The organism is Rothia gullae (assembly GCF_024294905.1).
Lineage (GTDB): Bacteria > Actinomycetota > Actinomycetes > Actinomycetales > Micrococcaceae > Rothia.
On the sequence record NZ_JANCOC010000004.1, the window covers coordinates 123,711 to 136,367 of the forward strand.

A 12,657-nucleotide genomic window follows, 5' to 3' on the forward strand; every position below is an offset into this window, starting at 1 on the left:
TGTGGTGGGCGCGACCTCGATAATGGGTTCGGGGGGGGGGGGGGTTGCATGCCCCCCCCCCGCCGCATCCTCAGCTTGGTGTAGGGATCCTACTTGAACTGGTCCTTCAGGCGGGAGAAGAGACCGCCGCGGTGCTTGACCTGCGAACCTTCGGTGAGGGATTCACCGCGTAGAGCGGCGAACTGGCGAAGCAGTTCACGCTGTTCTTCGGTTATGTCGGTGGGGGTGACCACCTGGATACGCACCAGCAGGTCGCCACGACGCTCGGTGCCGAGCACGGTTGCGCCCAGGCCGTTGAGGGTGATCACGTCACCGCTCTGAGTGCCTGCGGGGATAGCAACTTCCTGGTCGCCGTCGAAGGTCTTCAGCGGGATGGTGGTGCCCAGTGCCGCCGCAACCATGGGGATGTTCACAGTGGTGACCAGGTTGTCGCCCTCGCGGCTGAAGTACTTGTCGCGCTTAACGTTCAGGTCAACGTACAGGTCGCCGTTGGGGCCACCGTACAGGCCTGCCTCACCCTTGCCGCGCAGGCGGATACGCGCCTTGTCGTGCACGCCGGCGGGAACGTTGAAGGTCAGCGGTATGTCTTCACGTACGCGGCCCTGACCGTGACATTCAGCGCAGGGAGTCTTGATGACGGTGCCGTAGCCGTGGCAGTCGGGGCATTCAACCTGCTGCATGACGGTACCGAGGATGGACTGCACACGGCGTTGCATGAAACCGTGACCGGAGCAGGTGGTGCAGGTTTCGGGCTGGGTGCCCTCTGCGGTGCCTTCACCGTTACAGGACTTACAGGTCACGGCGGAGCGACGTTCAATGGTCTTCTCAACACCGAACACGGCGTCCTGCAGGCTGATGGAGACAGTAATCAGGTCGTCCTGGCCCTGACGCATGCGGGATGCGGGGCCGCGGGCACCTGCCGCGCCGCCGGTGAACATGTTCAGCAGGTCCTCGAAGCCGCCGAAGCCGCCGAATCCGCCGCCCGGGTAGCCGCCGCCTCCGGGGTAGCCTGCGCGGCCCTGTTCGTCGCCGGTGGTGTCATAGTTGCGGCGCTTTTCGGAGTCGGAGAGCACCTCGTAGGCGAGGGTGACTCGCTTGAACTCTTCGGCTGCGTCCTCGGAGGGGTTCACGTCGGGGTGCAGCTGGCGTGCCTTTTTTCGGTACGCCTTCTTGATCTCTTCGGGGCTGGCGTCGTTCGATACGCCGAGAGTATCGTAGTGGCTCATGCGTTTCCTTCCTCTCGAGACGATGGCGGTGCTCGATGAGTGCACCGCCAACAATGGTCGTATCAATTCTAGGGGATACTACCCCCGACCCGATACAATGGCTAGGCTGAATAGGGGTCGCTCCCGCTATCCGCTTAATCTGCGATGCGTCCCGAACCCCGTTTTAGTTACCCGCCGGTTCTGTCTGATTGTTCTGTCTTATGGTTCCGGTACTGTTACCACCCCTACTGGCTCTGCTGCCCCTACTGCCCCAAAGGAGAATACGTTGAGTACCCACCATTCCCCCTACGGCTGGGGTGCCCAGGATCTAAACGCCGCCCGCATGAGCCGCCAGGCACCGGCCCCGCGTAAGGTGCCGCTGCGCCGCGGCCTGCTGATTGAGGATATTAACGGCTGGGTGGGTGAGGTCGTAAAGGCTGAACGCATCGGCGGCGCCCTGTTCTTCGGACTCGAGGACGCGAAGGGTCGCGTAAAGAATTTTCCGCTGGGTCCGGGCTACCTGATTGAGGGCGAGCCCGTTGAGATTGTCGCCCCGGTAGCGGCGAAGGAGCCGAAACGCACGATTTCTCGTTCCGGTTCTATTGCGGTGAAGAACACCCCGGCTCGGGTGGCACGCGCCTCCCGCATCTGGGTTGAGGGCCTACACGACGCCGAACTCGTGGAGAAGGTCTGGGGTCACGATCTGCGCGTTGAGGGCATTGTCGTGGAGCCGCTGCACGGAGTGGATGATCTTGCCGGTGCTGTTCGTGAGTTCGCGCCGGGACCGGGCCGCCGCCTGGGTATTCTGGTCGACCACCTGATTGAGGGCACGAAGGAGCAGCGCATTGTTGCCGAGGCAATGGCTGTACCGGGTGCCGCCGGGCACGTGAAGATCGTGGGTCACCCGTTCATCGATATTTGGCAGGCGGTCAAGCCCTCGGTGCTGGGTTTGAAGGCGTGGCCGCAGGTTCCGCGCGGTGAGGACTTCAAGAAGGGCACGCTACGTCGTCTGGGTCAGCCGCACGAAACGCAGGCGGATGTGGCACAGGCGTGGAAGCACATCCTCTCCCGCGTTGACTCCTACGCTGACCTGGACCCGACGCTGCTCGGTCCGGTTGAATCGCTCATCGATTTTCTGACCGAGCCGGGTGCCTGACCGCACCCGAAACCCGCTATTGCGCCCCCGTCTGCGGGCGCAGGTGTGAATTTGCTCAGAACCTTTTTCCCACCCCCGAGGGCATTATCCTGTGGGTTTTGCCCGCTAAAGCGTTACAATAGTTGAGCGTGTAGCATTGCCACTGTTGGTTATGCCGCAACATCACTACACTCTGGGTCGCCACCGCTCAAACGATTTGCCTCTTCGGAGGGTATATCCACCGGCTTAGGTGATCGCCACAAGAAACTTCTATCGAACCAGGATTTTCGTGACTAACGATGTTCGCCCGGCAACCGGGCCTCAGAAAACCCGTAAGATTAGCGTGATTCAGGACCGCAACCGTGCGACTCTGGCGCATTTCGGTGGCATTCTCGGCGTCATCCCTTCCGCTGCGGTTTTCTACGTCAGCCGCAATAACGCGCCCTTCGCTGAGCAGGAAGCTCGCGAGGCGATGAACTTCACCCTCCTGCCCTCCATTGCCCTGGTGGCGCTGTGGGTTGTGTCATTCATGCCCGGCATGGGCAACATTGCCATGGTCCTGGGTGCGCTCGTGTGGCTATTCATGGCTATTGCGTCGCTGCGTGCCGGTATTGAGGTAAACCGCGGTGAGCCGTACAGCTACCGCATTAACCCGCGCCTGCTGGACCGCTTCTACTCCACCGAGAACGCAGAATCCGCAGAGTCCTAAACCGCGCTGATAGCTTTTACGATGAACGCCCCGCACGTTGTGTGCGGGGCGTTCTACGTTTAAGTACTTCTGCTCTAAAGGCCGCAGGCTTACAGGCTACTGGTGGAGGCACTGCCACGTTGGGTTGTGTTGTGCCTGCTGCTTTCTGTATCCGTTGCTTCTGCGCATGGAGGGCTTGGGCGGTTCTTCTGCTAGGCTTTTCTTCCCGGGCTTTTCTTTTGGGGCTTCTTTGCCTAGTGCGCGTGAATTGCCGCAAACTCTACCGAATGTTGCTGTAGATAATCGTTGTCAAACAATCGTGGGCCCCTGTTACCAGGAGCCCACGATCATATTCACTCAACTTCAGCAAAGACGAGAACACTCTGTTAGATATATACCGTCCTGCCATGACCTATTATGGCACAGCGTAACCTTCAACCACAACTTGAAATTGGGTGTTTTGGAAGATTTTTTCTCAGGAAAGTAATCAAAAAATATGCACTCTAAAAGTGGTATGAAGGAGTGGAATATTCTTTCTGCTAGTCCAGCATAAATGCGAACAATTAGCACACTGGTGTAAGGTGTGATGCTCCCCCAAAACCCCTCCAAACAGCCCCGAAAATTTTTTTAAAAGTTTTTCTAGACCCGCAAAAACGCCGCGAAATCAACGAAATATTACGGCAATACCGGGGCGCCCAGCGACTACAGACGGCAAGAGGTGAAGCTCAAGTAGGCTTGCAGCAGACCCGAATCAGAGTGCGGATCTAGCCAAAAAGTGCCCTGTCAGACCAGTGCTTCTTAGTATTCCTCGTGCTCTTCCGAGACCTCCGGGAGTAGCTCACGGGTGACCGCATCGCCCAGAAGACGGCCCTTGAGGGTTAGTCGCACGTGAGCTTCAAGGTCAGGTTCAGCTTGAGAATTCAAAGCATCAGGCTCAATCAGAGCTTGAGAAACCAGCCAGCGCAGGGATGCGCCCAGCTGCGCCTCATCGTGCACGGCGAGCAGCTCGCGCATCGCCAAGCCCTCACGCACACGGATCATGAGCATAATCGTCTCAAAAGCACGAGTGGCGGTGTCCAGCACCTCACGTGCCGCCGCCGGGGACTCCCCCGCACGCACCTTCTGCGCGTAGGGCACCGGGTGCTTCACGTTCCACCAGCGGGTACCGTTCACGTGCGAGTGCGCGCCGGGGCCGATGCCCCACCAGTCCTGGTTTCGCCAGTAGGCAAGGTTGTGGTCGCTGCGGGTGTCCTCGCTGCGCGAGTAGTTGGACACCTCGTACCACTGGTAGCCGGCTTCGGTGAGTAGCTCCTCGGCGAGCAGGTACATGTCCGCCATGAGGTCCTCATCGGGCATGGTGTATTCGCCGCGGCGGATCTGCGCAGCGAGCTTGGTGCCGTCCTCCACAATCAGCGAGTACGCCGAAATATGGTCCGGCTCGTAGGAAATTGCGGCGCGAACGCTGCGCTCCCACTGCTGCAGGCTCTCCCCCGGCGAACCGTAAATCAAGTCCACGGACACCTGCAGGCCGACCTCCTTAGCCCAGGCGACGACCTTCGGCACGTTCGACGGCGTGTGGGTGCGGTCGAGTACCTGTAGCACCTCGGGGACGACGGACTGCATGCCGAAGGAGACGCGGGTGAAACCGCCGTCCTTGAGGGTCTGCAGGTCTTCGCGGGTTACGGAGTCGGGGTTCGCTTCGGTGGTGACTTCTGCGCCTTCGACGAGGCCGAATACGTCGATGGCTGCCTGCAGGATGCGCACGAGGTCGCGGGCGGGCAGTTTGGTGGGGGTGCCGCCTCCGAAGAAGACAGTGTGCATGGGGCGTTTTGCGACGCCGGATGCTTCGAGGGTACGGGCGGCGAAGAGGATTTCTGCGATGGCATCGTCGGCGTAGGTGCCGAGGCCGATGCCGTCGCCGAAGTCTTCGGTGGCGTAGGTGTTGAAGTCGCAGTAGCCGCAGCGTACGGAGCAGAAGGGGATGTGTACGTAGAGGCTGAAGTCGCGGGTTTCGCATCCTGCCGCGCTGGTGGCGGGGATGCGCCCGTCGCGGGGTGCGGGGGCGCCGGTGGGCTGGGCGGGCATTCTGCCTCCTGGAACTAGGTGTAGAGGTCGGGGGGGGGGGATCAAATATGGGCACCGCGCATGCGGCTAGGCGGGTAGTATCAGCAGGCGGGTAATATCAACAGACGGCGTGCAGAGAACCCGGCGGTACACGAGGCACCAGCCGGGTTCTCATATGTCTAGCTTTCGTGGGGCCCCATAAATCGTGAGCCGTTGAAATGAATCATATGAGTCGGGTCGCTCTCCAGCCAGACTTCTGTCTCCCAAGCGATATCCATTAGGTGAGATCGGAGTACTCGTCGATTCGGGAAACAGGAAACATACACGATTCCAGCTTCCGACCCTCCAAAAAGTGATTCCAAATCTTTCTTGCGGAGAGGATTTACTGGACCATGAGTTGTTACTGCCTCCATTAAAAAGAGCCAGTTTTTATCCTTCTGGTACACAACCAAGTCAGGCATCTTTCCGTGCATATCAAGATTAATACCAAGAGAGGAAAGTAACTCTTTGTTATAATTTGATGTTTTACTATCCGCGTCACCTATATACAGAACCTGGCCCCCTGGTGCAAAACGAGGACAAAATTCCTCAACCATAGATTTAATTAATTTATTTTGACCGCCGGGGTTAATGTATGCAATTTCATTCGAGGGCATACGAACCGGAATCTTGTGTATTTTACGCTCTTCACGTTGCAATTCCACTAGGCTCGGAGCATATGCTAGATATTCTTCAAGAGCAATACGAAATTCACTAGAAGTATCATCATTGCTTCCTGAATACATGCGAATCACACTTAGCGCATTGGGGCTAACCCTATATACATTTTTTGATGAATTAGTCGGGCGATCCGGATCATCATCATTGTGTTCGCAAAAAGCTGCTGCTACAAACTGATGAAGAACCTCTCTGCGTATAGTCTCCCTGGAGTTTTCTGCAATTGGGAAATCAAGATTATTTCTCATCCAATCCATTAGACCACGCACTCCGATTCGATTATTTGTTGCTTGATCCCAGGTATCTCCTTCACGGAGGTTCAACAGCGACAGAAGAGTCCTTGCTGCCATATCGTTAGTTCGTTTTTCATCAAACTCAAAGAGTTTCAAAAGCCTTCTAGCTTCTTCATGTATGCTCATACGGCTTTCTCCTTCTTAATTTGTAGAGATCCGATATTACCTGAAAGAATCTCAGAAATGTCCTGAGTCGGTTGTTTTGAATGGGCAAGCTTTCTCAAAGAACTTATTGACGGAAACGGAAGTTGACGCAAATCCCCAGCATTTACCTGGGTATGCCCACTGAAAATGCGAAAATAATCGTCTACTTGGGCTGAATTTAGCCATCGCTCAATTCCTATAGCGATGTCCTTTTCAAGACCCGAGCCATTATTGTGAATATAATTCACTTTATTATCTATTGCGAACAAATTATTCGAATGGTACAAGGCTGCGCTTATGCGACGCTTCTCTTCTTTTGCAGAGAAACGCTTTACAAGGACATACCAGCCTGGCGGAATAACATTTTTTGCCGTATTTGGATGGAACCCATCAACCCACTGTTCTTTCTTACAAGATTCAAGAGGGTGGATTACTTGTCCATTAAATATATGGGAAGCATGAATGAGAGGCAGCGAACCGACAAGTTGATTCTCAAGAAGAATCTCACGAGAGCGGAAACCCACCACTTTACCCGTCGAAACATTCAGGTTTAAAGAGGATAACGTTTCCTTGGCGTGGGACATTCGCTCAATAATCTCCCCGTCATAATCTGTGTTGGGGACAAAGATAAAATCACCAGTTACAACTTGAGTGTACGGAACCGAACGTGTGGAGGCTGTTCCCTTATGGTCATGCGATACACTTAGCTGCACATGAGATTTTGCTACTCCCTTATACATACCAGTGATAACTGTTTCTTGGAGTACTCCAGACTCTCCAAAAACAGAAGAACGGGACTCAAAACTATGGATAGAATCAATACTAGATTCTTTGAGTAAATCTTGGCGAAAAGCAGTGTAGTAGGTTCCATTCATCCATGAACGCGGAGTAATGGACACCTGATAGCCACCATCCTTCAAAAGGTGCTCGCCTAAGGACATGAAGGCAGCATACATATTGGGCACATTACACCCGTGCGAGCGTAGAATTTGGGCTACTTCTGACTTACTTGCAATCTTAAAATACGGTGGATTCTGAATAACATAGTCAAACAGGCTCTGACCTTGCAAAGCCCATTCAATAAAATCTTGATTAACGTATTCAAGATGCACCCCGGGACGAGAACAATCTTTCAGAGTATTCTTCAACGCAGGGATGAGCTCAGAATCTTTTTCTACAGCAATGATCTCAAGATTGGTTTCCGGAGATTCGCGTGTAAATCGGTCCACAACTGCTGCTGTCAATATGCCAGATCCTGCGCCAGGGTCTAGGATACGAACTTTATTAGAAGCTGGAAGAGGCAACATCTGCGCCATCATCTGCGCGACTGCGAGCGGGGTAAAAAACTGACCTTGGTCGCTTTGACTCTTCTCATCGAGAGCGCTCATAGCCTGCTGTCGTCGTATTTCAGCGCGTTCCACAAATTCCATACTTCAAGGGTAACTGCACCCCTGATGTGTGCCAAGTCAGTTCGTCATCTCAGGAATGTCCGACACAAATTGATGTGTTTTCTAAGTTAGACAGCAGAGAACCCGGCGGTACACGAGGCACCAGCCGGGTTCTCCACAATCAACAGGTCAGCACACAGCCGGAAAAGCTACAGCAGCGAAGGCTACTTCTTCTTTTCCTTCTCCTCGCTCGAAGACAGTGCCGCAATGAAGGCTTCCTGAGGAACCTCCACACGACCCACCATCTTCATGCGCTTCTTGCCTTCCTTCTGCTTCTCCAGCAGCTTACGCTTACGCGAAATATCGCCACCGTAACACTTCGAAAGAACGTCCTTACGCATCGCACGAATATTCTCGCGGGCAATAATACGCGAACCGATAGCCGCCTGAATCGGCACCTCAAACTGCTGACGAGGAATCAGCTCACGCAGCTTAGAAGTCATCATCAGACCGTACGAGTACGCCTTATCGCGGTGAGTAATGGCGCTGAACGCATCCACCTTCTCACCCTGCAGCAGGATGTCGACCTTCACCAGGTCAGCCTCTTCCTCACCGTCGAACTTCCAGTCCAGCGACGCATAACCGCGAGTACGGGACTTCAACTGATCGAAGAAATCGAACACGATCTCTGCCAGGGGCAGGCGGTAACGCATCTCCACACGATCCTCGGACAGGTAATCCATGCCGCCGATCTGGCCGCGGCGAGCCTGGCACAGCTCCATAATCGCGCCAATGTACTCGCTCGGGGCAATAATCGTACACGCCACCATGGGCTCGCGAATCGTCGCGACCTTACCCTCGGGGAATTCGCTCGGGTTGGTCACGCGCTTAGCGTTGCCAGCCTCATCCACCACGTCGTAAATAACGTTCGGTGCGGTCGAAATCAGGTCCAGGTTGAACTCGCGTTCCAGGCGCTCACGCACAATCTCCAGGTGCAGCAGACCCAGGAAGCCACAGCGGAAACCGAAGCCCAGAGCGGCAGAAGTCTCCGGCTCGTAAATCAGCGCGGCGTCGTTAAGCTTCAGCTTATCCAGCGCGTCACGCAGCGCCGGGTAGTCCGAACCATCAATCGGGAACAGACCAGAGAACACCATCGGCTTGGGATCCTCATAACCACCCAGGGACTCCTGCGCAGGCTTCGCGGCGGAGGTGACAGTATCACCCACACGGGACTGACGGACGTCCTTCACACCGGTAATGAGGTAACCCACCTCGCCCACGCCCAGGCCCTTCGACGGGACAGGCTCAGGGGAAATCACACCGATTTCAAGCAGGTCATGCTCAGCGCCGGTGGACATCATCTTAATCTTCTGACGCGGCTGCAGGCTACCGTCCACAACACGCACATAGGTGACCACGCCGCGGTACGAGTCGTACACCGAGTCAAAAATCATGGCACGCGCCGGGGCGGATGCGTCACCCTGCGGGGCGGGAATCGCCTCCACAATACGGTCCAGCAGAGCCTCAACACCCTCACCGGTCTTACCCGATACGCGCAGAACCTCGTCCGGCTCGCAACCAATCAGGTTCGCCAGCTCCTCAGCGTACTTATCGGGCTGAGCCGCGGGAAGGTCAATCTTGTTCAGCACCGGGATGATGGTCAGGTCGTTCTCCATCGCCAGGTACAGGTTCGCCAGGGTCTGAGCCTCAATACCCTGGGCGGCGTCCACAAGCAGAAGCGCACCCTCACACGCAGCCAGGGAGCGGGACACCTCATAGGTGAAGTCCACGTGGCCGGGGGTGTCAATCATGTTCAGCGCGTAGGAGGTGCCGTCAACATCCCAGGGCATGCGCACAGCCTGAGACTTAATGGTGATACCGCGTTCACGTTCAATATCCATGCGGTCCAGGTACTGCGCCTTCATATCGCGCGGGGCAACCACGCCGGTGGCCTGCAGCATACGGTCTGCGAGGGTGGACTTACCGTGGTCAATGTGGGCGATAATGCAGAAGTTGCGAATAATCGCGGGGTCGGTCGCCGCCGGAACGGGCGGGTTCTTCGACATGGGTGCCAATCACATCATCCTTTCGAGATGCTGGCTGCGGGTATGGGCATAGTTACCTATCATTTTCCCATACCCGCGCCATATGTGCGAACGGACCTAACGTTCCGAAGAATCCTCCGCGGATTCCGCACCATCATCGGCAGGATTTACGCTCTCGGAGGCAGCGCTGAGGGAATCCAGGTAGCCCTCAATATCCTCGGCAATCACCTCACCGGAGACAGTGCGCAGAGTCGAATCCATCTTCTGCTCAATCTCACGCACGAGCTCAACCTTCTCGTAGTCCTTCGCCATTTCTTCGGCGAGCTCCGCCTCCCACTCATCAGCGTGGGCACGCAGGCGGTCGTACTCCTCAGACTCGACCTTAATGCCGAGGATAACCTCCAGCGCCTCGATCAGGCTCACGACCGCGCGCGGGTTCTGCTGGTCAAAGCTCAGATACCCCGGAATGCTCATACGCAGCATGACCGAGGAACGCAGGCCGTGCTCAGCGGCAAGCGCAGACATCGCCATCGTCACCGAGGTAGAACCGGTGTAGTCCTCGTGCAGAATACCGGGGATTGCCGCCAGCTTCTCGTCGTAAGTGGTCAGCGTGTACGGGTACGGGCGGGTGTGAGCCACCTGATCCTCGAAGGTTTCAACGAAGATTGCGTGGTCCACGTGGAGTTTCTTCACGTACTTGAAGAAGCGGGTCATGAACCGCTGCAGGCACAGGCTGGGGGCGGGGCCGGTCACCATGAGCAGGCGCAGGCGGCGCTCCGGGATGGTGACCATGTTGTAGAACATCTTGGGCCACACCAGAACCGTGGATTCGGAGTCGTCGCTGTTCTGTAGCTGCGGGGCGACGGAAGCATAGTCGTAGAAGTCGTCCATGTCGAAGCCGGGGCTCTCGTCGCACGGGTCGAACGCGCGGTGAATCACGTCGAGGGCGTCCTCGCCGTTGCCCGGGGGTTCCTTCGCGGAGTTGAAGCCGACCAGCATGACGGTCGTGTAGTTGTCCTCTTCGGAGGATTCGCTCAGGCGCAGCTTGCCGAGCAGGCCCTTCTTCGCGGGCTGTTCTGTGGAGGCGGGCTTGGCGAAAGCGTCAAAGAGTCGGGCGGGAGGGAAGTTAGGCTGGCTCATCGTTGTCCTTAGCTCGTGGTCGGTGGTTGTGTAGTGTGTATCGGCGGTGCTCGCTCCCCCGGCGCTATGTGCAACGCCGCTTGGGGCGTTCATGATAGGCGCGGGCGGCGTGCGGTACTGCCGACAGTTCCCACTATACGGGCTCCCACGCGACCCGCAAGCGGTTTCGTCACCGGGCGGGTGCCTCCCCGAAATCTGTGCGTCATAAAACCACGGCGTGCGGGTATAGCAAAAGGCACCCTGCCACTTAGCAGGATGCCTTTCGCAAAAGTTATTGGGAGATAACCGGTGGTGCCTCCGGTGTCTTCTAGACCGATGCGTAAAGCCGCGGCCGCCCAAGCGTTATTGCCGCACCAATAGGTGAGGCTCAGGGTTTCAGAGGGGTCGTTTAACTCCTTGACGCCGCGTATACACAAAAATCTATCTTCCTATTTCATCATTTGTCTTGTATTACTGGCTTGCTACTACTCCAATGGGTCGCAGAAAGCCAAGGATAAGGCCGAAGCTACGCATCAGACGGCTACAAGTCTAGAGGTCCGAATTAGTGGGCGGGATGATGTCCTCTCTGCCTCGATTCCTCGATAGTTTAATTTTTGCGATTTGAAAGATGTGCATACAATCTGCAAGGGTAACAATGCTACTGGGGCAATTAGCTTCTGAACCGATTACGCGGGGACCTAACGTAGCCTGCAAATAGGTTTGCCCCAAGTAATTTCACATCTTCCAGATACGGACACATGATGCTGGCAGTTTCATAGGACATCAGAATATGTGGTTATCCTGATCAAGCTCCGTTTATTGGGGGAAACGGTGGAATTCTCTCTGGGATAAGAACCTCACCGGCTGCGGTACGCTCGTCATACTCGCGTGCGATAGAACGCATTTGGACATGCGACCCCCGCTTAAAGCGCTCCTCAAGAACCCATTGGCGTTTCATGGCTTCAGCCTTATTAGCTGGTGCCGGCGGCGTAATCTTAGTTACGCAGAAGGTGATAGGGTCGCTCAGCGTCGGAGGGATTTTTCAGGTTCCATGTGAGTATTCTAGTCTAGCTTCTTACTGAGTTCTGTTGGCATGGTACACATGCACCGCATCTTTAGGGTTCCTTCTGGGCATAGCAAAAGGCACCCCGCCACTTAGCAGGATGCCTTTCACAAAAGTTATAAGGAGTTAGCCAGTGACGCCCCCGAACGGTCCTTTAGACCGAAGCATAAAGCCGCGGCCGCCCAAGCATTATTGCCGCACCAATAGGTGAGGCTCAGGGTTGCAGGGGAATTGTCTAACTCCTTGAGCCCAAGTATACACGAAAAAGAGATCCCCTGCGTTCCCCTTAGAGGAGGGGAAACGCAGGGGGTCTCCGCCCTTAAGCCAGAGGGGTACTTAGGTACCCCGCAAGTTTTAGAAAGGCAAAAGCGCCAAATCGTATGGAGTGCCAGCATAAACATCCGGCAACTCGCCATTAGCCACCTTCTCACGATACAAGCTGGTTACTTCGCTATATTTGAAGGGGAATTCCTTAGCTTCATACCTACGCTTAATCTCTGCTAAACCCCACTCATATTCGGCACCGGGGCGTGCCACCGGAGCGTTGAAAAAACGCCCTTTCAACTCAGCACGCATCCACCCCTCCGGAGTATTTGCATCAGATATGGGCTTCGTAAAATCGAACGGGGCACGCCAATAATCGGGGTCTTCACGATAATCGTAAGCTTCTTCTGCAATCTCGCTACTCATGGGGAATCTCCTGATAATATGCAAAAATGTGTACCCACACCGGCGCTGCTTGCAACGCCGCTTAGGGCGCTCATGATAGGCGCGGGCGGTGTGCGGTACCGCCGAT

General features: G+C 55.8%; 9 protein-coding genes. 2 read left to right on the forward strand and 7 right to left on the reverse strand.

Going from position 1 to position 12,657, the window contains the following annotated elements; genetic code table 11:
* Positions 1-89: 89 nt before the first annotated feature.
* Positions 90-1,226 carry a molecular chaperone DnaJ gene (dnaJ, locus tag NML54_RS04045; protein ID WP_254756024.1) on the reverse strand — a complete coding sequence of 379 codons (1,137 nt, stop codon included), beginning with the start codon at positions 1,224-1,226 and terminating at the stop codon, positions 90-92.
* A 265-nt stretch (positions 1,227-1,491) separates the two neighbouring features.
* Here dnaJ and NML54_RS04050 point away from each other — a divergent pair, with 265 nt between their 5' ends.
* Both NML54_RS04050 and NML54_RS04055 read left to right on the forward strand, forming a co-directional pair.
* Positions 1,492-2,361 carry a DUF3097 domain-containing protein gene (locus NML54_RS04050; RefSeq protein WP_254756025.1) on the forward strand — a complete coding sequence of 290 codons (870 nt, stop codon included), beginning with the start codon at positions 1,492-1,494 and terminating at the stop codon, positions 2,359-2,361.
* Positions 2,362-2,629: 268 nt separating this feature from the next.
* Complete coding sequence (locus NML54_RS04055) at positions 2,630-3,049, forward strand: DUF4870 domain-containing protein (protein WP_254756026.1); 420 nt, start codon at positions 2,630-2,632, stop codon at positions 3,047-3,049.
* A gap of 777 nt (positions 3,050-3,826) precedes the next feature.
* On the opposite strand, the gene hemW is transcribed toward NML54_RS04055, so the two are convergent.
* The 6 genes from hemW to NML54_RS04085 form a co-directional block, all read right to left on the reverse strand.
* Positions 3,827-5,113, reverse strand: a complete 1,287-nt coding sequence (hemW, locus tag NML54_RS04060) for a radical SAM family heme chaperone HemW (protein WP_254756027.1) — start codon at positions 5,111-5,113, stop codon at positions 3,827-3,829.
* A gap of 158 nt (positions 5,114-5,271) precedes the next feature.
* Positions 5,272-6,228 (reverse strand): BsuBI/PstI family type II restriction endonuclease, encoded by a 957-nt coding sequence (locus tag NML54_RS04065; protein WP_254756028.1) that lies wholly within the window; start codon positions 6,226-6,228, stop codon positions 5,272-5,274.
* A complete protein-coding gene (locus NML54_RS04070) occupies positions 6,225-7,676 on the reverse strand; it encodes an Eco57I restriction-modification methylase domain-containing protein (RefSeq protein ID WP_254756029.1) in 1,452 nt (483 codons plus the stop codon). The genes NML54_RS04065 and NML54_RS04070 overlap by 4 nt, the downstream gene beginning before the upstream one ends.
* 182 nt (positions 7,677-7,858) lie before the next feature.
* Entirely contained in the window at positions 7,859-9,700 is a 1,842-nt protein-coding gene (gene lepA / locus NML54_RS04075; protein ID WP_371260001.1) for a translation elongation factor 4, read from the reverse strand.
* 96 nt (positions 9,701-9,796) lie between these two features.
* Entirely contained in the window at positions 9,797-10,819 is a 1,023-nt protein-coding gene (locus NML54_RS04080; RefSeq protein WP_254756030.1) for a PAC2 family protein, read from the reverse strand.
* 1,396 nt (positions 10,820-12,215) lie between these two features.
* Positions 12,216-12,551: a hypothetical protein gene (locus NML54_RS04085; protein WP_254756031.1), complete on the reverse strand. Its 336-nt coding sequence runs from the start codon at positions 12,549-12,551 to the stop codon at positions 12,216-12,218.
* Positions 12,552-12,657: the final 106 nt, after the last annotated feature.